A 23,901-nucleotide genomic window follows, 5' to 3' on the forward strand; every position below is an offset into this window, starting at 1 on the left:
ACTGTTTTATAAAACAGTTCTTTCTTATTTTATTATTTCAAGAATTTCTTTAAAATTTTTTATATTATAGTCTGCAATTTCAAATTTTTTTCCACAAGGATTAAAATATATAGTTGAAATATTTGCATTTTTTCCGGCTATGATGTCTATTTTTCTATCGCCTATGGTAATTGTTTGTTCTTCTATTAAATTGTGTTTGTTTATTAAATGATTGATACCTTCAGGATGAGGTTTTCTTTCAAAAAGATCATCTTTTGTGACTATATCATAAAAATATCCAGATAAATGATAATGATCTAATAAAGTTGAAGCTGATTTATAACTTCTATGTGTAAATATAAAATTTTTTCCTTTATTTTTTACAACATATTTTAATATCATTTCTGTGAATTCGAAAGGTTGTCTTTCTTCAAAAGGAACGAATGATTCAGCTTTTTTTATATTTTTTTCTGTAGATTTGTCAATTTGATACTTTTCGTTTAAATAATCTAAAAGAGCTTTTTTGGAAATTTTAGAATTTTTATAAATCGATTCAAAATTTTCTTCTATTCCATTTTTTTCTAATATGTTTATAACAGATTTACTATAAGCAGGATATATGTTAAATAATGTTCCCCCAAAATCCCATATGTAATTTAGGAATTTCATAGATTCACCCCTTCATGATAAATTAATTACCATTATATTATATCATATGGTGAGAATATTCACAAAATGTTATTTTTTTTTGTATTTTAATTTTAAAAAAAATGAATGTGATATAATTATTAAGGTTGGTTAAAGAAAAATTAAAGTATAAGAACTGTAACGAAATGTTTATGAAATATATTTCTTATATAATGAATTTGTATATTTTATCATATACCAAATAAGGAGGTTGTTTTTATGCCAAAAATGACTGTTAATGTAAGTGCAAAATGTGAAAATCCTACAAAACTTGTTGTTAAAGCAAGAAATTTTGAAATAATCGTTGATGAACCATCAAACTTAGGTGGAACTGATCATGGACCAAATCCAGTTGAATATGTTCAAGCTGCTTTGGCTGGTTGTTTAAATGTAGTTGGACATGTTGTTGCTAAGGAAATGGGTTTTGAATTAAAGGGACTTGAGGTACAGTTAGATGGATTTTTAAATCCTGCAAAATTCATGGGAAAATCTGATGAAGAAAGAGCTGGATATCAAGAAATAAATGTTAAAATGATTCCTGATACTGATGCCGATGAAGAAACATTGAATAAATGGTTAGAACAGGTTGAAGAAAGATGTCCTGTTTCTGACAATATAAAAAATCCTACACCTGTAAAAATAACTTTAGGATAATTCAGACCGGCTTTTGCCGGTTTTTGTTTTAAAAGTTTTTTATTACAATAATGTTATGTTACCAAAATGAAATTTAAAATTCGCTTTTTATATTTAGAAGTTTTAAATTAATATTATAAAAATCTATTATTTTTTTTATTTTATTTGTTATAATATTTCATATGGAAGTATTTATTATGGAGGAGTACATATGAAAATTTTTGATTCGAGATTACAATCGTTGGACTTACCTACACTGTTTAAAATTTTATCAAATCAATCGAGGCTTGAGATTTTAATTTTATTAAAAGAACAGTGTTTTACTGCAACAGAGATTTCAAAGCAATTAGATATGGATATTTCAACGGTTTATAGACATTTAAAATATTTAAAAAATTATGGATTGATAAGATCTTTTCAGCTTGAAAATACTGAGAGATATGATTTAGCTTCTAAATATTTATATGAGCTTATTGAAGCTGCTATATCTGCACTTTCTGGGATAAAAGGAACAAGAGCTTTTTCTTCTGGAATGGTTAAAATTTATTCTTCTTCTATTGAAGAAATAAAATCTATAAAACCTGATAAGGTTTTAGATGTCAGGGGAGAGATGTGTCCAGTTCCGGATATTCAGTGTAGAAATACTTTGAGAGAGATGAAGCCAGAAGAAATTCTCGTAGTAGTTGTTGATTATCCTTTATCTAAGGAGAGAATTCCGGATAATATAAGATCTGAAGGTCATGAACTTTTAGCAGTTGATGAGGATAAGTTGGGTGATACTCGTATTTATATAAGGAGGAGATAATTGTGTTTGATGTAGCTGTTATAGGCGGAGGACCTGGTGGTTATGTTGCAGCAATAAGATCTGCACAACTTGGAAAAAAAGTTGCTATAATTGAAAAAGAAAATTTTGGTGGTACATGTACTAATTGGGGTTGTATACCTACCAAAGCTATGTTGGCAGCTTCACATTTATATGATGAGATAAATAATAAATCAAAGAAGTTTGGTTTAAATATAGATAATGTTGATTATGATGTAAAAGGTATCATGAAACATATGAATAAATCTATCACAATGTCAAGAAAAGGTGTAGAGTTCTTGATGAAAAAAAATAATATAGAAGTGCTCAAAGGTACCGCAATTGTTAAAGATAAGAATCATATTATGATAAAAGAAACAGAAGAAGTTGTAGAGTCTTCTAATATCATTTTAGCACATGGTTCTGTTCCTGTTATGTTTCCACCATTTTCTGAAGTTGAAGGAATTTGGACAAGTAATGATGTTTTTATGATGGATGAATTACCTGAATCTATTTTGATTATGGGTGGGGGAGTAATAGGAGTAGAATTTTCAACTTTTTTTGCAACTCTTGGTAAAAAGGTAATACTTGTTGAGTTGTTTGATCATATACTTCCTTATGAGGATGTAGATGTTGCAAATGAAGTCAAGAAATCTTTGAAGAAAAAAGGTGTTAAGATATTAGAAAAGCATAAGGTTCTTGGAGTTGAAAAAAATGATGATTCTTTTATAACTAAAGTTCTTGATGTAGAAAAGAATGAAGAGATTTCTTTTGAAAGTTCTAAGGTTTTAATGGCTGTTGGAAGAAAACCTAATATTCCTCAAGATTTGAGAGATCTTGGATTAGAAATAGAAAAAGGTGTAGTTACAGATAAAACTCTTAAAACTAATATAGATAATATTTATGCTATTGGAGATTTGAGAGCTCAAATAATGCTTGCTCATGTTGCAAGTATGGAAGGTATTGTTGCAGCACATAATATTGCTGGAGAGATTAAAACTATGGATTATTCAGCAGTTCCGTCTATTATTTTTTCAAGTCCAGAAGTTGCTTCAACTGGTTTGAGAGAATCAGATGTGGATTTAGAAAAAGTTATTATTTCAAAATTTCCAGTTTCTGCTAATGGTAGAGCGAGAACCATGGAAGAAAAAGATGGATTTATCAAAATAATTGCTGATAAATCAAGTGGCAAAGTTTTGGGTGTATCTGCTGTTTCTCCTAATGCAACTGATATGATTATGGAGGGTGTAATTGCTGTTAAAGAAGGTTTAACAGTTGATAAATTGGCAGATATGATACATCCTCATCCAACTTTAACGGAATCATTCCTCGGTGCCATAGAAGGTGCTGAAGGTAAAGCTATACATTTATAATTTTTCGGTAGGAGGGATTTTATGAAGAAGTTTGCTGAATCTCATGAATATGTGATTGTTGAAGGCAATGTTGGAACAGTTGGAATTTCGGTTGGTGCAGCTGACGAATTGGGAGATATAACATATGTAGATCTTCCAGAAGTTGGAAAAGAAATAAAGAAAGGTGACGCCGTTTGTTCAGTTGAATCTGTTAAATCAGCAGGAGATATTTATTCACCTGTTAGCGGAAAAATTATAGAAGTAAATTCTGATCTTGAAGACGCTCCAGAAAAAATAAATGAAGATGCTGAAGGTGAAGGTTGGATTTATAAAATAGAACTTTCTGATGAATCTGAACTTGACTCATTAAAGGATGAAGATTGATATAAAAAATAAGACCTTAAAAAGGTCTTATTTTTTTATAAAGTTTAGGGTATTTTGTATAATTATTTTTGTTTGTTCTTCTCGGCTTATTTGGGATGGATTATCGCCTTCTTGTTCTCCATAATATCCAAATTGTGCGTGGTTTCCTCCAATTATTTCAACATATTTTGTTGAATCTGGTAAATATTGTTTATTATTTTTTATCTTTTCTTGATTTGCAAGTCCATCATTTTCAGCATAAATGGATAATACATTTATATTTGAATTTGAAAGGTCATTGTTTTCGGCCGGGTATGCTGCGTATAATATGAGATTTTTTATTTTATCTGGATTTTCATAGACATATTTTGCTGCCATTGCTCCGCCAAGTGAATGACCAGATATATACCAATTTTTTACTTCTGGATAATCTTGTATTATCTTATCAGCTTTATATGAATTGAATATTGCAAGATTGAAAGGCATTTTTGCTATTATTACTAATATGTCTTCTTCTGCCAATTTTTCTGCAAATATTGAATAAGATTTTGGATCTACTCTTCCTCCAGGATAAAATATTAATCCAGTTTCATACTTTTGAGGTTTGAATACTATATTAGAAGTATTTTCTATTTGTATTCCTTCATTATTTGAATTTAAAATTTCTTTGGCTTCTTTCATCGGTCCTAATGGATTTAATGACCATATACTGAATAATATAAATACTATAATAAAAGATAAGATTATTATTTTTAAAAATTTTTTCATCATTTCACATCCCGTTTTATTTTTTATCTTCATAGTATTATATCATGTTTAAGAGTATAAACAGAAACCGAGAGTTTTGAACTCTCGGTTAAATTTTTATTTTTTTAAGAAATCAAATATTTCACTTAAGTTAGGTTGTTCTAAAAGTTCATATTCTTTCATCCATATTACTTTTCCATCTTCATCTATTAAAACATTTGCCCTTTTGTCAAATCCTTTTTCATCGAAAAATAGATTATAATCTTTTCCTATTTTACCATGAGGCCAGAAGTCAGAGCCTAATTTCAATTTTTTTAATTTTAATTCTTTTCCCCAAGCAGCTTTACAAGGTGCTGAGTCTACACTTATTCCAATTGGAATTACATTGTAGTTTTCAAATTCATCATGTTTTATGTCCAAGTTTTTCATCTGTGTTTCACATACAGGTGTCCAAGCAAATGGATGAAAAGAAAGTAATATTTTTTTTCCTTTGAAATCATTTAATTCAAAAATTTTTTCATCCTGATCTAAAATTTTAAAATTTGGTGCTTTTTCTCCAATTTTCAATTCCATAATATTTCCCCCTTTTTATTTTTTGGAATTAATGAATTCCTCAATTCTTTTTAAATTTCTTTGCCTTTTATACAGAGGTTCTTTTGTATTTTTATATATGCTTAACTGTTCATCAAAAGGTTTTCTTTCAGTATTTTTATATATTATTCCAAGTGGAAATTCATCTTCTTTTAAAGCTAATTTGATAGCTTCTTCTTTGTTTGTGTAATCGTATTTTTCATCTAATTTATATGTATGATCTTTGAACCATTTAAAAGTATTTATTTTATTAAAAGTCACACAAGGTTGATATATATCTACTAGGGCATAACCTGGGTGTTTTATCGCTTCTTTTATTATTTCAGTAGTTGTTTTAGGGTCTGTTACACTTCCTCTTGCGACAAAAGTTGCACCAGTTGCTATTGCAACAGCTATTGGATTAAATGGTTTTAATATTACGCCATTTACTTGTACAGGAGTTGTCATGCCAGTTTGAGTTGTTGGTGAAGCTTGACCTTTTGTTAATCCGTATATCATATTATCATGTACTATATTTGTTATATTTATATTTCTTCTTATAGTGTGTATGAAATGATTTCCGCCTTCACCATACATATCTCCTTCACCACTTTCAGCTATAACTGTTAAATCAGGTCTTGTTGCTTTTATAGCTGTTGCTGCTGGTAAAGCTCTTCCATGAAGACCATTGAAAAAATTTGTTTTAAAATAATGAGGTATTTTGGCTGCTTGTCCTATTCCAGAAACTAAAACAAAATTTTCAGGATTTAGGTTTTCGATCTCTTCAAGAGTTTTTTTCAATAAGTTTAATATACCAAAATTTCCACATCCAGGGCACCAAGCTATATCTAAATTATCTTCATAATCGAGTGAGAAAGTTTTTGTTTCATTCATGTTAATACCTCCTTATATTATTTCTTCTATTTTTTTAATCAATTCTTCAACTGAAAATGGCATTCCATCATATTTTAAAATTCTATTATCAATATTTATATTTGTCTCTAATTTCAATAAATTTGCGAATTGTCCAGTTGCATTGTTTTCAACTACTATTATTTTTTCAGCTTTTTTTAATAAGTCTTTTACTTTGTTATTTAGAGGATATAATTGTGTGAAATGAAGCATAGATGTGTTTTTGATTTTTGATTTTTTTAAAGCTTCTTTTACAGAATTATAATTAGAGCCCCAAGATATTATGAGATTTTTAAAATCTTCAGAACCTATTATTTCAGGCATTATGGCATTTTCTTTTAATAGATCTAATTTACCCATTCTCTTATCCATCATTTTGATTCTTATATCTAAATCTTCTGTTATGTGTCCATATTCGTCATGTTCATCTGAATCAACTCCAACTATTCCTTCACCGTAATTTGGTATACCTCTTGGTGATATACCATTTTCAGTTATTTTATATCTTTTATAATTTTTATCAGTTTTTATAAAATATTTCTCTATTTTTATATTATCTAAATTAAATTTTTTAACATTATAATAAGAGTCAACAAAATATTGATCAGTTAATAGAAATACTGGCACTTGATACTTATCTGCTTCATTGAAAGCTTTTTGAGCAATAAAGAATGCATCTTCAATATTACCTGGAGCATATATTATTCTTGGAAATTCACCATGACCTGAATACAAAGCCAAATTTAAATCTTCTTGTGCGGTTCTTGTTGGCAATCCTGTTGCGGGTCCAGGTCTTTGAGCTATATGAATTACCATGGGCGATTCAAGCATTCCAGCAAGAGAAACTCCTTCTTCCATCAAAGAAAACCCTCCACCAGATGTTGTCACCATAGATCTCGCTCCAGCATACCATCCACCTATGGCCATATTTATTGCAGCTATTTCATCTTCTGCTTGTTCAACGAGTATATCATCAAATTTTTGTGAAAAATTTGCAAGAGATAATAAAACACCTGTACCAGGAGTCATGGGATATGAAAATATAGAATCACAACCTCCAGCTAAAGCTCCAAGGGCCACGGCATCATTTCCATTTATTAATAGATTATCTTTTGTTTCTTCATTATTTTTTATTTGAATTTTTAGATCTTCTGATGAATAAAGTTTTTTACCTTCATCATAACCTTTTTCAATCGCTTGAATATTTTTTTGTATTATATCTTTTGATTTTTTTGCAAAATAATTTTCCATATGTTTTTTCAGTTGCTCTTTTTCTATTCCAAATAATGATAAAACAAAACCAACAGCAACTATATTTGAATATATTTTACTTCCAATTTCATTGGCAATTTTAAAAATAGGAATATCTATTAAGTTTTTATTATCAAGGTTTAGAGTTTCTTTTTCAGCTATTATTATCGTTTCAGTATCTATACGATTTTCTAAATGATCTACTGATTTTTTTGTTAGGGGTAATAATAGATCTATTTTGTTTATATGTGTTCTAACTGTATCAGATCCAACTCTTATTTCTGTAGAATTACTACCACCTCTTATTCTTGACATGTATTCTTTGGTTGCAAATACATTAAAACCTTCTTCTTTTAGTATTTTTGTCAGTATTTTTTCTATTGTTTGAATTCCTTGACCTGCTTCTCCAGATAAAACTATTGAGACATCATCTTTGAATATTTTTCCCATTTGTGTCCCTCCTCGATTGTCTAATTATAAAAATAATTGTTAATTTTTATTTTTGTTTTTTAAAGTTCTTTTATATATATTATAACATATAATCTATTTCGATTAAACTAATTTCTATCAAAATTATCGGAATTATACGTTAAGTTTTTCTAAAAAAAGTTTGTGAGCTTGACAAACTTTAAACTTAAGTGTTATACTTTAATATAACACTAAATAAATAATTTTTATCGGGAGGTATTTTAATGACCAAGAAATATCAATATATATTTCGAGCTGTTATTGCAGTTTTATTTGCAATTTTAGGGGTTTTTATTCCTTCGGCAGTCTTTAAGGTTATATTTGCTTTTTTGGCAATTTTTATGTTAGCTTTGAATTTTAGAAAGTTTACTGTCTTTTTAATTATTTTTGTAGCTATATTTTTTCTATTGCCTGGAGTTTCTATAGCTGTTTATAAAAGTAGGAATTTTGAAAGAGATTTTTCTAATTTTTGGATGTATTTATACAATGATAATGAATATAAAAAAATTTGGAAATATGATTTTTCAAGGGTTTATATTCCAGATATGGAAATAAAGAGTTCTAATCAAATTTCTTTTAGAGGAAGTGCATTTGAACTGGTTTTTGATGAAGAGTCTAATAAGATTTCCATACCTTCTGAATTAACTTATTATTATGATGGAAATAAAATTATTTTTGATTCAAGAGATTATTTGAATGCTAAAATGAAGATAATTATAGGGACTAAGAATAATGATTATACATCGCTTTTTGTCGATGCATCTTATTTGGAAATGAAAGGTTCTTCTTTTTCATCTAAATATATTGATTTAGATGTCGTTAATTTAAAAGTTTTTAATGGCATTAATTCTAAAAATGTTAATATAAATAGCAATGTTGTTTATTTGACATCTTTTTTTAATTCTGATTTTATAGATATCGATGGAGTTTCTGTTAAATTAAATAATTTTCTTATAGATTCAGAAACATTTAATATTAAATCTGATGTCTTAGATATTTCTGGTGAATTTTATGTAAAGAAATTAAACTTTGAAGGTACTTCTATTAATTTCGATTTAAAGCTGCATGAAACAGAAAATTTTTATTCTTCTGGTACTACTATAAATGGTAGTCTTGAATATCTTGATAATTGGGAAGAGGATAAAAGAAGTATTAAGTTGTATGGAGAAATAGGGGATGTTGAAATAATAACAAGAAAAGATAATAAAGGTGAGTTTGATATAAGAAGTGATAAGGGTATTCTTATTAATAGAATTGATTAGAAGGATGTGATTTTAATGCTTGGGAAGGTCGATAAACATAGTGGAATCCCTGCATATATTCAGATTATGAATCAAATTCGTAAGGAAACTATAATGGGAAACTTGAAAAGTGGAGATCAACTTCCACCTGTTAGAGAAATGCAAAAAATTTTTGGTGTTAATATAAATACAGTAACGAGGTCTTTGGAAAAATTATCTAATGAAGGCCTTATTGAAGCTCAACATGGAGTTGGTTATTTTATAATGGAGGACAGTTCTGTGAGTGATAAGGCAATTAATATAATAAGAGATGCTGTTAAGGCACTCAAAGATTGTAATATTGATTTACAGATGAGTATGCTTTTGTTGGAGGAGGTATGGAAGGATGACTGATTTTCTTAAAAAAACTGAAGCTTATTTTATGAAAGAATTTACTGAAAAAGCTGGAAGAATTGCAATATTTTCACTTTTTTTAATGATTCCTGAAATTTATACAAAGATGATTTTTTCTTTTATTTTTATAACTTTTATGTTGGCTTCTGATATACATAATGGAAAATTTTCAACTTTGATAGCTCTTCCTTTTTCATATAGAGATATCTTTTTGAATTCATATTTATTTTTAATTTTTATCACTACCATAACGACTTTTGCGGGAGTTGCTTTTTATCAAATACCTAATTTTATGATTTGGAGTTTATTTATTAAACAATTAATATTTATAACTTTTTATTATTCTGTTTCTATTTTAAGCGTTACTTTTGGAATGGATAATTTTGGAATACCTTTGTTAGTGCTTGCAATAGACTTTTTTGTTGGTATTATAGGCGGATTTGATATTCCAAATATGAATCCATATAAACTTTTTTCACCTATTTTTCAAAAATCTTTATTATTATCTGGAATTTTTAGTATTATTTTATTTATTTCTGCCTTTATATTTTTTTGTAGAAAGGGGGTTCAGAAATAATGATTTCTGTTAATAATTTGGTTAGAAGTTTTGGTTCTAAAACTATTTTGAATAGAGTATCTTTTGAAGTTCCAGAAGGAGAAGTTTTTTCTTTAATAGGTCCTAATGGAGCGGGTAAAACTACTACGATGAGATGTCTTTATGGAGATCTTAAACCAGATAGTGGTAATATAAGTATATTTGGTGAAAAATTTAGTGCAAAGCTTAAGACTAATATAGCTGTTATGTCTGAAGATAGATTGACTTTTAAAAGATTTAAAGGCGAAGATTATTTTAAATTATGGAAAATGTTATATCCGAATTTTGATGAAGAAGTTTTTTCTAATTTTATTCTTCATTATAGATATGATTTAAATCAGAAAGTTTCAACTATGTCTATGGGGCAGAAAACTTTGTTTCATCTTGCTTTGACTATTTCAAGTGGAGCAGATCTTTTAATTTTGGATGAACCTACTCAAAATCTTGATCCAGTTATTAGACATGAAATTTTGGATATAATTAGAAATTTTGCAATAGATAGAAATAAAACTATTATTATTTCATCTCATGAAATATATGAACTTGAAGAGATTTCGACTTCTTTTGCTATAATAAAAGAAGGAAAAGTTTTATATTCTGATACTATAGATGATGCAAAATCTAAGCATAGGATTATTAATAAGGGTGAGACAGTTCCTAATGGTAAAGTTGTTGCTAATATAAATGAAGAGATATTGATCGAAACTGATGAGGATGTTGGAAGATATGCAACATTTAAAGAAATTTCATTGGCTTATTTGAAAGAAAATAAAGGTTTTAGTCCTTTTTAATTTTTTTAATATTAAAAGAGAAGATATTTTTAATAGATATATCTTCTCTTTTTTATATTTTCATTATTCAAATAAAATATTATCTAAGAACCAATTCATTTTTATAAGTTGTTCATCATTTATTTGTACATTTCTTGGGATTTTAAGATTACTTTTTGAGTCATATATAGGGCCTTTGAATATCATATTATCATCGGATTTTATTTGTTCTTTTATTATGTTTATTAAATTTTGTGTTTGAGGTTTTATATTATTACTCATAGGCGCTATGTCCACTATACCAGATTTTAATCCACCCCAGAATTTTTCAATTTCTTCGGATCCTCCAAATAAATCAAAGAAAGAAAAATTAGAGCCTTTGATTACATCTTGTATTATATTTGAATAATATTTTCCCCATTTCCATATTACTGAAGTTAAATAGGTTTTTGGTGCGAATTCTCTCATATCAAAATGATATCCTATAGTATAAACTCCATATTTTTCTCCAATTTTCATAACTTCTGCACTGTCTTGATGATGAGTTAAAATATCAGAATTTTTCATGTTTATAAGATATTCTGTTGTCCTTTTTTCATATTCTTTATTTGCCCAAGAGTTTGTCCATCCAATCCAAATTTTTGCTTCAGGGTTTACTGATTTTACACCAAGGGCGAAAGCATTTATTCCCATTATTACTTCAGGTATGCCAAAAGGAGCTACATAGCCTATTACATTTGTTTTTGTTTTTAATCCGGCTATTATTCCAGTTAAATATCTTGGTTCATACATTCTTCCAAAGTAGGTGTTTATATTTTCTTGTGTTTGATATCCAGAAAAATGTTGAAATTTTACATTTTGAAATTGAGATTGTTTATGTTCATTTAAGTAGTCAAAACTTGTTGAGAAAGTTAGTTTATAATCTTCTTTTTCAATTTTTTCCATTAATTCTTTGAATTTTTTTATATTATCTATATTTTCAAAAGATTTTGTTTCTATTTCATTTTTAAATTTTTCTTGAACGTATTTTCTGCCTATTTCATGCGAATAAGTCCATGCAGATTCATTTATTCCAGTATTATATATGAAAGCTACTTTTATTTTTGTTTCACCTGTGAATAATATTCTTGGTAATTGCCATATATTTAATCCTTCTGTACCAGATTCTCTTTCTATTTCTTTTATTATTTCTTTTACCTTATTTTTGAATATTTTATTGTCTGAATCTATTATTAATCCATATGTTTCTATATATTTTAAAAAAGCATCGCCGGCAGATTTTTTTAATTTTTGTCCGCCAATTATATTATAAGTTTTTTTAAAAGGTATGAAATAAGTTGTTATGAAATCTTTATATTTATCATTTATAAGAGAATTTTGAGTTTTGTGAGTTTTTATTATGTCATACATTTGAGCAAATTTTCCTTCTTCTGTAAACCATAACTCATTAATTTTTGTTTTTTTATAAAATTTTAAGAATTCATAGTATATTTTTATTTCTTGATCATCTGGATCCCATTTTGGAACGAGTCTTTTCACTTTTGCTTGTATTGAATAGGCATTTACATATTTTAAAACACTGACTCTTTTATTACCTTCTACAACGTAGAACCAGTTTAGATATTCATAAACTTCTATTGGATCTCTTATACCTTCTTCATATTGAATTTGTAATAGATTTATCCATTTTATAGAAAATTCTGTTTTTTCATCGAATATTGGGTAAAAATTATTTGCAAAGGATAAAGCTCTTGAATGATAGTAAGTACCTTGAATTTTTTCTAAAGGTATATCAACTAATCCGAGATCTTCTTCCCTTATTATATCAACATTTTCTATTATGTTTTCTAAGGATGGTAAATAACCTTCTTTTCCAGAACTAATTTTACTTATAAAGTCTTTTTTTCCAATTTTTTTGGCTTTTAAATATTCATCTGTTAGTTTATTTCTATTATTGTACATTTTTAATCCCCCAAATTATTTTAAAACTATCTCTTTAGTTTTTGTAGCTTTTAATCTTTTTATTTCAAGAATAATTTTTTTCTCTTCATCATATTTTATTTTTTGATAAGGAACTGAATTTATCATATAGGATATCATATTTTCTTTTCTTAATTTAAAATCAAGTTGATTTATAGTATAAGCTCTGTGTATATGTCCATATAACCATAATTTAGGAAATATTTGTTTGTACATATCACCGAGATTTTTTGAAGGTATATGATATCTATCAAATTTTTTTATTGTGTTTTCTATTAGAGGCGGATTATGTGTCGCTACTATGTCTATATTTTTAATTCTTTTTAGAAGCATTTTTATGTTAATATCTCTTTTGAATTTTGCAGTGTCTTTTTCAGATATATGAAATGGTTTTATTCCATATGATAAAGCTCCTGAAAAGGCCATTATATTGATATCTTTTTTTATGTATCTTTTTAGGTTTATGAGACTTTTATTTAGAACAAGAAAACCTTTATATATATCAGAATATTTTTCATTTTCTTCTTTGTATACTTCTGGGAAGTATTTTTTATCATGATTTCCATGTACCATTATACTCAATGAAGGCTTGAATTCATTATTTACATAGTCCATATATCCAGGTGAAAGGTCTCCACATCCAATCAATAGATCATAATTTTTGTTTTCTCTGTTTTTTAATGTGACTTCTTCATCAGATACAGATATTATATCTATCATTTGTTTCTCCTTTTTAATCACTTTTTATATATTTTATCATATTCATTTTAAAACTTTTGCATAAAAAATAAACGAGCAGAATTAAATCTACTCGTTTATTTTTTATTTATTTAAATATTTTTCAATATCTTTTGATAGAGAAAGTGGCTTTTTTATAGGAGCATATCTTTTTACTACATTGCCCTGTTTATCTAAAAGAAATTTTGTGAAATTCCATTTTATATCTTCACTATTTAAAAGACCCTTTACTTCAGATTTTAAGTATTTGTATATTGGATGAGTATTTTCTCCATTTACATCTATTTTATCAAATAGTTGGAAAGTTACATTATAATTTAATTTACAGAAACTTCTAATTTCTTCATTTGAGCCAGGTTCTTGCTCGCCAAATTGATTACATGGAAATGCAAGTATTTCAAAATCTTTTCCTTTATATTTTTCATAAAGTTCTTGTAATTCTTCATATTGTGGAGTAAAACCACATTTACTCGCAGTGTTTACTATTAATAGGACTTTTCCTTTATACTCACTCATGTTTTTGTTTATACCCATATTAGTCTTTGCTGATAATTCATAAAATGACATTTTACCACCTCTTTTTAATTTTTTTAGATTTAATCTATATAAATCAATTATAATATTTATTTTCTTTAAAGTCAAATGGTATAAAAATGTTAAATTTTAAAATAATTTAAAAATATGATATTATTTAAATATAAAAATAGGAGGTGTTTTTGATGAAGAAAAAGTTAACTATTTTTTTGTTTATGATTTTAATATTAAATTTATTTGCTGCTAAAGAATTGATCATTGGAGCAAAGATGTTTACAGAAGGGTATATTGTATCAAATTTAGTATCCGAACTTTTGAAAGAAAATGGTTTTGAAATAAAAGAAAATTTTGGTCTTTCTTCATTTCCATTGAGAAAGGCAATTGAAACAGGTCAAGTTGATATATATCCAGAATATACAGGAACAGCTTGGGCTGCATATTTTAAGAAAGATGAAAGAATTTATGATCCAGTTAAATTATTTGAACTAGTGGCAAAAAAAGATTTAGAAAGAAATTCTATAGTTTGGTTAGATATGATAAATTTTAATAATACTTATGGAATGGCTGTTAGAAGAGAGTTTTCAGAAAAGAATAATATTTATTCTTTGAGTGATCTTTCTGAATATTTGAAAGAAAATAAAGATATTATTTTTGGTGTTAATCCAGAATATTATCAAAGAGCAGATGGTATTTTTTCTGTTTTAAGTTATTATGAGATGGATGTTCCAAGAATGAATATTAAAACTATGGAAGCTGGTTTGACTTATACAGCTCTTAATAGTAAGAAAATAGATGTTTCAATGGTTTATTCTACAGATGCTTTAATTTTAAAATATGATTTAATTGTTTTAAATGATGATAAAAACTTTTTTCCAGCATATTATCCGTCTGTTATGGTTCGAAAAGAAATATTGGATAAATATCCTGAAATCAAAGATATTTTAAAACCTTTAAAAAGGTATTTGAATGAAGATATAATGATAAGGCTTAATTATTTAGTTGATGTTGAAGGATATGAACCAAAAGTTGTTGCTCAAAATTATCTTAAAGGTCTTGGTTTTATTAAATGATTTAAAATTATAATATAAAAAATGAATATTATGCACCATATTATAAATATTAAAAAGTTATTTTCAATTTTTAATAGCGGAATATTTTCAAATATTTTTAGAAAGTTTAATATTCCGCTACTTATTGTATTTGTGAATGATTGTAAAATTACAGAATTTATTAATATATTAAAAAAACCTAATAATATTAATAGTCCTATTATAGGCGAAATTATTGGAGTTATTATTATTCCTGATAATGATATTTCTCCAAACGAATATAAAGAAATTGGAAATATACCTATATAAGCTGATATGGGTATTATTATATTTTTTATTTTTGAATTATTAAGCTTTTTATTTGTGTACAGTATCATAAATGTAGCTGAATAACTCATTAAAAATCCTATGTTTTGTAGGTTTTCTGGGATTATTATGAGATTTATATATCCTATTAAGGATAATATGTTTAGACTATCATATTGTAGATTTAATATCTTAAATATGTTTATTATGCTTAATAATAATACAGCTCTTAATGAACTTGCAGAAAATCCTGTTAGTATTAAATAGAAATTTATTATTATTGTTGAAAGTATTAATCGTATGTTTTTTTTGTATATTAATAAATTTATTATTTTAGATATGATAAAGTATATTATATATACATGAAATCCAGATACAGCAAATAGATGCAATGTTCCTGTTTTTTTAAATTTTTCTTTATTTTGTATATTTCCCATAATACTTGATTTTACTATGTCGAAAGTATTAGGATCTTTGAGTCTATTTTTTAATTGATTTATTATTAGATCTTTTATTTGAAGTATTGATTTATTTCCTTTAGTTGCAATGTAATCTGTTTTTATTATGTTATTATTTTGTTTTTTACCATACAGGTAGATTTTTTGTCCATTTTTTAATGGTTCAACTGAGAATTTTGAATAATAAGTTATATAGATTTTGTTTGTTTTTTTCCAATTTTCATCGTAGAATTTGTTTATCATTATTTTATATTTACTATCATCTTTGTCTATTATTGTCCCAAGCATTCCCAATGATTTATTTGGAATATCTGAGATTAAAAACATATTTAATATTATAGGTATTATCAATATTGATTTTGTGTAATTTTTTTTTATTAAATATAAAATAATAAATGCAATTGCAGATAAAATACCTGCAATTGCATTTATTTTTGAAATTGAAATAGTTATTATTGTTATTATGAAGAGTTCAAAAAAATAAGGTATTTTGAATTCTTTTTTAAGCATTCAAAACTCCAAGCGCTAGAGAGGCTAATTTAGATTTTGAATCATTTGCTCTTGATACGACTATTATTGGAGCTTTTGCTCCTAAAATTAAGCCAGCTATTTTACCACCTGCAAAGTATATTGCGGATTTTCCTAAGAAGTTTCCAGAGTGTATATCGGGAACAACTAATATGTCTGCTTTTCCCGCTACATCACCATCTACTTTCTTTATTTTAGCTGCCATCATATCAAGCGCATTATCTATACCAAGAGGACCATCTATAATACAATTTTTTATTTGATGTCTTTTATTCATTTGAGTTAGTATTGCAGCATCCATAGTAGCTTGCATATCTGGGTTTACAACCTCTACAGCAGCTATTAATGCGACTTTTGGGATATCTATACCAATTGAATGTGCGAGTGAAACTGAATTATCTATTATCGAAATTTTTTCTTTCAGTGTTGGATTTATTATCATTCCACCATCTGTTACCATTATTAATTTTTGTAAGTGTTCAGTTTCTATTACTGCACAGTGAGATAAAACATTTCCAGTTCTTAATCCCCATTCTTTATTTAAGACAGCTTTTAATAATGTTGATGTTTTTATATTACCTTTCATAAGTACATCAGCTGTCGATGAAGAAACTAATCTTACGCCTTTTCCAGCAGCATCTTCTACTGAATCTGCTTCTATTATTTGATAGTTTTTTTCTATTATTTTTAAGTTTTCTTCAATTTTTTCTTTGTTCCCAACAAGAATAGGTTCTGCAAATCCTTCTTGTTCTGCTTCTGAAACAGCTTTTATTGCTTCGATATCTTCAGCCCCAACAACAACAACTCTTTTTTTTCCACCCTTTTTTGCTTTTAAAATTAAATCATCAAAGTTTTTCAATTTTATTCCCCCTATATTTAAAATAAATCTTTTCCTCTATAATTAAAAGCTTCTGCTAAATGTTTTATTTGTATATCTTTTTTTTCATCCATATCAGCGATTGTTCTAGATACTTTTATTATTCTGTTTACAGATCTTGCAGTTAAATTTAATTTTTTTGAAGTGTTTTTTAGAAATTCTTCTGTTTTATCCGACATGTTAGAAAATTTTTTTAATTCTTTATTATTTAATTTCCCATTCAATTTATTTTGTCTTTTTAATTGAATAAGAGCACTTTTAGAAACTCTTTCTTTTATATTTTCAGATTTTTCAGCGGGATCTTTTGACATTAATTCATCTATTTTTACTCTTGGAACTGATATTCTTATATCGATTCTATCTAATATGGGTCCGGATATTTTTTTATTATAATTCATTATTTGCACCATAGAGCATGTGCATTCTTTTTCTTTGTCACCATAATATCCACAAGGACAAGGATTTTGAGCTGCTACGAGCATAAATTTTGCAGGATATTCTGCATAAGCCTTTGATCTTGCAATTGTAACTTTTCCATCTTCTAAAGGTTGTCTTAAGGCTTCTATTACATCTGTTTTATATTCAGGAAATTCATCCATAAAAAGTACTCCATTATGCGCAAGACTTATTTCACCTGGTCTTGGATTTGAACCCCCACCAATAACTGAAGCTGATGAAGCTGTATGATGAGGTGCTCTAAAAGGTCTTTTTTCTATGATTTTGTTTATCATTCCAGAAATAGAGTATATCTTTGTTGTTTCTATTATTTCTTCTTTAGTCATGTTTGGGAGTATCGTTGGAATTCTTCTGGCTATCATTGTTTTACCTGAACCTGGAGGTCCATTCATTATTATATTATGAAATCCACAGGCGGCTATTTCTATGGCCCTTTTTGTTAGAAATTGACCTTTTATTTCTGAAAAATCTAAATCTGATATTTCTTCTATTATTTTATCTATTTTTGGTTTATAATTTTCTGTTTTTCCCAATAATATTTTTTCTATGTCTTTTATATGATCTATTACAAATATATCTTCTTTTTTTATGAATTGACTTTCATCTTGATTTTCTCTCGGTATTATGAATTTGCTATTTTTTATTTTATTTTTTATTTCCATTAAATAAAGAGTTATACCATTTACAGGTCTTATTTCTCCATTTAAACCAAGTTCACCAAAAGTATATAAATTTTCTGGTATTGATTTTATTTGTTTAGATGCTTCAAGAATAGATAATGCAACAGGAAGGTCAAAATGTGAACCTTCCTTTTTTATTGAACTTGGTGATAGATTTGCTATTATTGAGCCATTTGGTACTCTATAATTACTATTTCTAATTGAACTTAATATTCTTTTTTCACTTTCTTTTATTGATGTTGCTGGCATGCCAACTATTTTAAAGTTTTGAATTGTTGATCTTGAGTTTATATCTATTTCTACAAGTATTTCTTCAACATTAAATCCATTTATTGCTCCTGTCTTTAATCTTGAATATTTCACCAGGATATCCCCCTCCCAGATTATTTATGTAGAATTTTAGTTAATATTACTATTATTGCAAAGGTTAAAAATGGTACTGAAAATGACATATAGAGATTGCTTTCTCCTATTATTCCCATTATTGGTGATATTATTAAAGCTCCCAATCCCGTTGCTGCGAAGGTTAGGCCATTGAATAGTCCAAGTTCTCTACCATTTAATATATTTGAAGAATAGTTTTGAGCTGAAGGAAATATTGGACCAAATGATAGACCTATTAGTATAAAAAATATAGGATTTTTGGTTGTTAATAGTAGTATTAAGTTTATTATGAAGAGAATAGAAAAATATTGTATAGTTTTTAAAGAAGTTATCTTTTTATTCAAATAATTTGTTACAAATCTTGCGAAAGTAAATAATATCCAGAATATACTCAAGTATATAGATGAATTTGATTTTGTTAAGCCTATTTCAGTGTTTAAAAAATTTCCAGACCAAGTTATTACACTTATTTCTGTTCCAGAATAAAGTAAGAATAATAATAAAGGTAATATGACTGTTTTTTTGCTTATTATTGTTGAAGCTTCTATTATATTTATTGGCTCATATTTTATATTTTTTATTATTTTTCTTGTGTTTAATGAGAACATCATAATTATTAATATTACTATGTATGATATATATATAGTTCTAAAATTTATATTATTTTTTATAAATATTCCAGCAAGAAATGGAGCAACTATTCCTCCAACTCCAAAAAAACCATTCAATGTACCAAAATTTTTGTATTTTTCTGAAAGATGAGCTGTTATACTGCTCAAGCTCATGAATCCACTACCTGTAGAAGCTCCTATAAAGAAAACTGCTATTAATACCATTGTAAAATTTTTTGAAATTAAAAAAATAATGCTTCCGATTAAGGCTTCTATCAATGAAATATTTAAAAATGTTTTTAATCCCAATTGAGCTATTAATAGACTTCCACTCAAATTAGATATTAATACACCAACGGTAGTCATTACTGGTATCATGGATGATGTTGCAACTGTTATTGAAAAGATGTCTTGTATTGTTGTCATGAGTGGGGCAACTGTATTTGAAATTAAGGATAATATGAACATTGTTAATAATGTAAAGTTTCGAGAGGTTTTTTCATTCATTATTATCCCTTCTTTGTATTTCAGCAAGAATTACACAGTAAGTTTCAATAGCTTTATCATTTCCAGCATTTCCTATGGAGTTACCGCTTTTCCCCTTTATGTTTATCTGGTCTTTTTTTATTTTTAATATTTTTTCTATTTTTTTTGATATATCATTTCTTATTTCAGTTATTCTTATACTTTTACTTATTACAGTTATATCTATATTGTTTATTTTTAAAATATAATCATTATTCAATTTTTTAACAGTTTTTTCCAGCAAGATAAGACTACTTATATCTTTATTTTCTTTATTTTCTGGAAAGAGTTCTCCTATTGAACCGTAATTAGAAATACTTATTAATGAGTCTATCAAAGCATGTAATAATACATCAGCATCCGAATGACCTGAAAGACCAAGATCATTCGGATGTTTAATATCTAAACCACCCAATATTAATTTTCTTCCTTTTACCAATGCATGAACATCATATCCAAAACCTACTTTTAACATCATGCCCACCTTGTAGGCATAACTATATACATATAGCTATTATCTTGAATTGGTTTTAATATAGTGGGATTTATATCTCCAGATATATTGAATTCTATTTCTGTTGTTTCAATTTTTTCAATTGCTTCTCTTAAAAATCTTGGTGAATAAGCTATTAACATGTCTTCTCCATCTTTTTCTATAGGAAGAGTTTCTGTTGCTTCTCCTACATCTGGAGAGTTTGCAGTAAAGGTTATAGAATCTTCTTCTATTTGCATTTTTATTTGTTCTGTTTTTCCAGCAGCAATTGATACTCTTTTTAAAGAACTCATGAACTGTGAATTTGATATAGTCATCTTTGTTTTGAAAGCTTGTGGGATTATATCGGTGTAATTAGGATATTTTGCATCTACAACATTTAAAACGAGTTCTATATTTTCATCATCAAAATGAAATAAAGCTCTTGAACCATCAAAATTTAATTTAATTTTTTCTGTTTTGGAATTAGAGAGTACGATTTTCAATTCTTCCATACTTTTTAATGAAAGAAGAAAAGATGAAGGAATTGTATCTTCTTGAATTTTGTTTTCAGATAATGCGAGTCTATAACTATCTGATGCAACTAAGGTTAAGTATCCTCCTTCTCTGAAATCCCAATAAACACCATTTAAATTTTTTGATAATGGGTCTGAGTCTTTTAAAGCACAAAATATTACTTTTTCTATCATTTTTAATATAGTATCTTTTTCAAGTTCTAATGTACTTCCCATTACATCTGGTATAACTTTTGGAAATTCTTCTGCACCCATAGTGGGAATTTTGAAACTGGAGTTTCCAGATTCAACTTCAAGTATTTCATTATAAGTTATTTTTATGAGTCCATCTGGTAATGTTTTTACTATTTCAGAAAAAACTTTTTGATCTACAACACATGAAAATTCTTCATCATTATTTTTTGAATCAAGAGATATATGAAATCCAGTTTGTAAGTCTGTTGCATATATATGTAACTTATCTTTGGTTGCATGCATTTTTATTCCTGCTAAGACGGGGTTTGTTGTTTTTCTGGCAACGGCATTACTTGCCATTTCTAAGGCGTTATTTAAACCCTTTTTTTCTATTTCGAAAGTCATTTTTCATCCTCCTCATTATATTTGTTTTTTTCATATTTCTATTTTACAACAAAAACGCCTAAAAAACAACAAAAAGCAATTTCTAAACATTGATTTATGGTATAATATATATGATATTTGAATGTGAGGTTATTATATGAAAAAATATATTTTTATTTTTGTTTTTATTATTCAATTAGCTCTTTCATTTGCTGTTGATGTTGTTTTAAGTTCATACGATACTTCAGATATAAAGGTACTTATAAAAAGTCCTTATAATAATTTTATATCTTTCATTTATGAAGATTATATAAAGGTCTATGATTCCAAGGATTTTAGTATTATGAATTATTTTGAAACATCTTCAAAACCTTTTAATGGTGTTTGGTCGGAAGATGAAAAATATTTTTTTAGTGGTAATTATAATGGTACTATAGATGTTTTTAATAGAGAATCATCCATTTTGAATTTTCAAATAAATGAAGCTTCTGATAATATAATATCTATTAAAAGTTATGGAAATTTTATAGCTTTTTCTTCTATGGATAGAGGTTTTTATGTTTATAATTATCAAAAAAGAAGACTTGTTTATAAAAAAATTATGGAAAATTCTATTCATTCGATTTCTTTTTTAAATTCAGATGAGATATCTATTGGTGATTCTGAAGGAAATATATTTTTTATAAATATAAATGATGGTCATAATCAAAATAAAAAAGTTTCTAATAGCCTTATAAGAGATATTTTTAAGGTTAATGATGAAATAATAGTTTTTTCTGTAGATGGTAGAATAAGTATATTTGATATGAATTTTATTCATAGAAATACTATATATCTTCAAAATTCTATTTCAAAAGTTATATTTTCCCCAAATAATAATTATTTTTCAGTTTTATTTTCAAATAATGATTTGAAAGTTTATAGTTTTGATACCATGTTTTCAACTTTGAATTTGAAAAATCTTGATTATAAAATAAAAGCGATAGAGTGGTCTTATGATTGGAAATTTATATATATTTCAGATGGAGAAAATATATACATCGTTGATATAACAACTGGAATATTAAAAAAAGTATTTGAAAATTTTGCCAGTGAACCATCAGGAGTTTTGTGGATAGATGATAAGATAGTTTATATGGATCAGAGATCAAATCTTGCAATAATAAATTCTTCCACTGCAAGAATAGAGAAGTTTTTTAAAACACCTATATTGTTTACATCATTTGATATAACTTATGATTTTAAACTCATTGGTGTTGATAGAGAAGGATTTCTATATGTTTATGATCTTGATAATGGTAGTATAATTAATAAATTGAAAGTTTCTGATTCTAATTTAAATGTTGTAAAAGTATCTAAAGATAATAGCTATATAGCTGTTGGAGGTTGGGATTCGAATTTATACATATATTCCTATCCAGACATGAAATTATTCAAAAAAATTGATAAGCTTCATTCAAATTGGATTAAAGATATAGATTTTAACAAGGATAGTAATATTATGGCTGTTAGTGGATTGGATAAGAAAGTTAGTTTAATACAATATCCTTTTGATAAAAACAATGTCAGATATTTGAACGATTTTAAATATAATATATGGTCTGTCGAATGGTCTAATTCAAGTAATTTACTTGCTCTTGGGGGATTTGATGGGATAATGGAAATTTGGGATCCTTATTTTTCAAATATAATCAGTAGAACTGGAATTTCAACTGGAGCTATAAATATACTTGATTGGTCTAAAGATGGAGCTTTGATATCTTCAGGTTCTGAAGACGGTAGTATTTATTTGTGGAATTCTAAAGATTCTTCTTTGAACAGTATATTAACTGCTAATAATGAAAGTATTTTTGATGTTTCTTTCGACTCAGGAGGAAGGTATTTAGTTTCTATAAGTAATGAAAATATTATTAGGATTTGGGATGTTCAAGAGAAAAAAAATGTTGCAAATATAATGATATTTTCAGATGGTAAATATGTTTCTTTTAAAGATAATGGCGATTATATTACCAATATATCTGAAGAGTTTGAAAAAAAATACTTCTTGAAATATAATCCTATAAGTTTATTCGAAAGTCTTAACTTTAAAAAGATAGATTCTTTGTCTTTAAAAGAAAAAGAACCTCCAGTTATAAATGTTGTAGATGAATTATCTTATACTGTTAATAATTCTTATATAATGATAAATGTTATAGATAATGGAATTGTAAAAAATATAAGAATTCTTGATGAAAATATTCCTGTTAATAATAAAGTTTTTAATATAAATTATAAAATAAATTTGGAAAGATTATATGGTAAAAATCTTCTTATAGAAGCGTACGATGACTCTGGTAATTATTCTGCCAAAAATGTTTCTCTGAATTTTAAAGATATTAAACTACAAGTTATTTCAAATCAAGCTGTTATAAGGAATGAAGAAGGAAAAATAATATCTGTTTTATCC

At 26.7% G+C, this 23,901-nt stretch carries 24 protein-coding genes; 10 read left to right on the forward strand and 14 right to left on the reverse strand.

The annotated features are described in order from the left end of the window. Positions 1-24: 24 nt before the first annotated feature. Complete coding sequence (locus PWP28_RS11380; protein ID WP_109604412.1) at positions 25-648, reverse strand: HAD-IA family hydrolase; 624 nt, start codon at positions 646-648, stop codon at positions 25-27. Positions 649-885: 237 nt separating this feature from the next. Here PWP28_RS11380 and PWP28_RS11385 point away from each other — a divergent pair, with 237 nt between their 5' ends. From PWP28_RS11385 to gcvH, 4 genes are all read left to right on the forward strand, one after another. Further along, complete coding sequence (locus PWP28_RS11385) at positions 886-1,320, forward strand: OsmC family protein (RefSeq protein ID WP_109604411.1); 435 nt, start codon at positions 886-888, stop codon at positions 1,318-1,320. A gap of 190 nt (positions 1,321-1,510) precedes the next feature. Then, positions 1,511-2,104 carry a sulfurtransferase TusA family protein gene (locus tag PWP28_RS11390; RefSeq protein ID WP_109604410.1) on the forward strand — a complete coding sequence of 198 codons (594 nt, stop codon included), beginning with the start codon at positions 1,511-1,513 and terminating at the stop codon, positions 2,102-2,104. A 2-nt stretch (positions 2,105-2,106) separates the two neighbouring features. Further along, complete coding sequence (lpdA, locus tag PWP28_RS11395) at positions 2,107-3,474, forward strand: dihydrolipoyl dehydrogenase (protein WP_109604409.1); 1,368 nt, start codon at positions 2,107-2,109, stop codon at positions 3,472-3,474. Between the two features lie 21 nt (positions 3,475-3,495). Next, entirely contained in the window at positions 3,496-3,837 is a 342-nt protein-coding gene (gene gcvH / locus PWP28_RS11400; protein ID WP_109604408.1) for a glycine cleavage system protein GcvH, read from the forward strand. Positions 3,838-3,864: 27 nt separating this feature from the next. Here the strand turns inward: gcvH and PWP28_RS11405 are convergent, their stop codons facing one another. The 4 genes from PWP28_RS11405 to PWP28_RS11420 all read right to left on the reverse strand — a co-directional run bounded on the left by PWP28_RS11405 (position 3,865) and on the right by PWP28_RS11420 (position 7,746). Continuing rightward, entirely contained in the window at positions 3,865-4,584 is a 720-nt protein-coding gene (locus PWP28_RS11405; RefSeq protein ID WP_158274784.1) for an alpha/beta fold hydrolase, read from the reverse strand. Between the two features lie 96 nt (positions 4,585-4,680). Next, positions 4,681-5,136 (reverse strand): redoxin domain-containing protein, encoded by a 456-nt coding sequence (locus PWP28_RS11410; protein ID WP_206050529.1) that lies wholly within the window; start codon positions 5,134-5,136, stop codon positions 4,681-4,683. A 15-nt stretch (positions 5,137-5,151) separates the two neighbouring features. After that, positions 5,152-6,027, reverse strand: coding sequence for a thiamine pyrophosphate-dependent enzyme (locus tag PWP28_RS11415; protein ID WP_109604406.1), 876 nt, complete (start codon positions 6,025-6,027; stop codon positions 5,152-5,154). A 12-nt stretch (positions 6,028-6,039) separates the two neighbouring features. Beyond that, positions 6,040-7,746: a 2-oxoacid:acceptor oxidoreductase subunit alpha gene (locus PWP28_RS11420; RefSeq protein WP_305081484.1), complete on the reverse strand. Its 1,707-nt coding sequence runs from the start codon at positions 7,744-7,746 to the stop codon at positions 6,040-6,042. 242 nt (positions 7,747-7,988) lie between these two features. Here PWP28_RS11420 and PWP28_RS11425 point away from each other — a divergent pair, with 242 nt between their 5' ends. The 4 genes from PWP28_RS11425 to PWP28_RS11440 are packed head-to-tail and all read left to right on the forward strand — an operon-like array spanning position 7,989 to position 10,784. After that, a complete protein-coding gene (locus PWP28_RS11425) occupies positions 7,989-9,026 on the forward strand; it encodes a hypothetical protein (protein ID WP_308644769.1) in 1,038 nt (345 codons plus the stop codon). Positions 9,027-9,041: 15 nt separating this feature from the next. Beyond that, a complete protein-coding gene (locus PWP28_RS11430; protein ID WP_264150582.1) occupies positions 9,042-9,398 on the forward strand; it encodes a GntR family transcriptional regulator in 357 nt (118 codons plus the stop codon). Next, a complete protein-coding gene (locus tag PWP28_RS11435) occupies positions 9,391-9,975 on the forward strand; it encodes a hypothetical protein (RefSeq protein ID WP_308644770.1) in 585 nt (194 codons plus the stop codon). Before PWP28_RS11430 ends, PWP28_RS11435 begins: the two co-directional genes overlap by 8 nt. Beyond that, positions 9,975-10,784, forward strand: a complete 810-nt coding sequence (locus PWP28_RS11440) for an ABC transporter ATP-binding protein (protein ID WP_240597510.1) — start codon at positions 9,975-9,977, stop codon at positions 10,782-10,784. Before PWP28_RS11435 ends, PWP28_RS11440 begins: the two co-directional genes overlap by 1 nt. Positions 10,785-10,847: 63 nt before the next feature. On the opposite strand, the gene PWP28_RS11445 is transcribed toward PWP28_RS11440, so the two are convergent. From PWP28_RS11445 to PWP28_RS11455, 3 genes are all read right to left on the reverse strand, one after another. Beyond that, on the reverse strand, positions 10,848-12,725 hold the full coding sequence (locus PWP28_RS11445) for a BMP family ABC transporter substrate-binding protein (RefSeq protein ID WP_264150580.1): 1,878 nt from the start codon (positions 12,723-12,725) through the stop codon (positions 10,848-10,850). 15 nt (positions 12,726-12,740) lie between these two features. Next, on the reverse strand, positions 12,741-13,463 hold the full coding sequence (locus PWP28_RS11450; protein ID WP_308644771.1) for a metallophosphoesterase: 723 nt from the start codon (positions 13,461-13,463) through the stop codon (positions 12,741-12,743). A 102-nt stretch (positions 13,464-13,565) separates the two neighbouring features. Continuing rightward, on the reverse strand, positions 13,566-14,048 hold the full coding sequence (locus PWP28_RS11455; RefSeq protein ID WP_109604398.1) for a glutathione peroxidase: 483 nt from the start codon (positions 14,046-14,048) through the stop codon (positions 13,566-13,568). Positions 14,049-14,200: 152 nt separating this feature from the next. Between PWP28_RS11455 and PWP28_RS11460 the strand changes: the two genes are divergently transcribed. After that, entirely contained in the window at positions 14,201-15,085 is an 885-nt protein-coding gene (locus PWP28_RS11460) for a glycine betaine ABC transporter substrate-binding protein (protein ID WP_308644772.1), read from the forward strand. On the opposite strand, the gene PWP28_RS11465 is transcribed toward PWP28_RS11460, so the two are convergent. From PWP28_RS11465 to dnaN, 6 genes are read right to left on the reverse strand one after another with little or no spacing between them, the layout of a single operon-like run. Then, positions 15,055-16,338, reverse strand: coding sequence for a ComEC/Rec2 family competence protein (locus PWP28_RS11465; RefSeq protein ID WP_308644773.1), 1,284 nt, complete (start codon positions 16,336-16,338; stop codon positions 15,055-15,057). The genes PWP28_RS11460 and PWP28_RS11465 overlap by 31 nt on opposite strands. After that, on the reverse strand, positions 16,331-17,215 hold the full coding sequence (locus PWP28_RS11470; RefSeq protein WP_109604395.1) for a bifunctional enoyl-CoA hydratase/phosphate acetyltransferase: 885 nt from the start codon (positions 17,213-17,215) through the stop codon (positions 16,331-16,333). The genes PWP28_RS11465 and PWP28_RS11470 overlap by 8 nt, the downstream gene beginning before the upstream one ends. Before the next feature lie 17 nt (positions 17,216-17,232). Further along, on the reverse strand, positions 17,233-18,732 hold the full coding sequence (locus PWP28_RS11475; protein ID WP_109604394.1) for a YifB family Mg chelatase-like AAA ATPase: 1,500 nt from the start codon (positions 18,730-18,732) through the stop codon (positions 17,233-17,235). A gap of 20 nt (positions 18,733-18,752) precedes the next feature. Further along, positions 18,753-19,871 (reverse strand): MFS transporter, encoded by a 1,119-nt coding sequence (locus PWP28_RS11480; protein WP_308644774.1) that lies wholly within the window; start codon positions 19,869-19,871, stop codon positions 18,753-18,755. After that, the gene (gene ispF, locus PWP28_RS11485) at positions 19,864-20,364 is read right to left on the reverse strand and encodes a 2-C-methyl-D-erythritol 2,4-cyclodiphosphate synthase (RefSeq protein ID WP_305081479.1); all 501 of its coding nucleotides are present in this window, start codon (positions 20,362-20,364) and stop codon (positions 19,864-19,866) included. Before ispF ends, PWP28_RS11480 begins: the two co-directional genes overlap by 8 nt. Further along, complete coding sequence (gene dnaN / locus PWP28_RS11490; protein WP_109604391.1) at positions 20,364-21,476, reverse strand: DNA polymerase III subunit beta; 1,113 nt, start codon at positions 21,474-21,476, stop codon at positions 20,364-20,366. The genes ispF and dnaN overlap by 1 nt, the downstream gene beginning before the upstream one ends. A gap of 136 nt (positions 21,477-21,612) precedes the next feature. Here dnaN and PWP28_RS11495 point away from each other — a divergent pair. Next, a partial coding sequence (locus PWP28_RS11495) for a hypothetical protein (protein ID WP_308644775.1) occupies positions 21,613-23,901 on the forward strand: 2,289 nt, incomplete at its 3' end.

This window comes from Oceanotoga sp., assembly GCF_030445905.1.
GTDB classification, from domain to species: domain Bacteria; phylum Thermotogota; class Thermotogae; order Petrotogales; family Petrotogaceae; genus Oceanotoga; species Oceanotoga teriensis.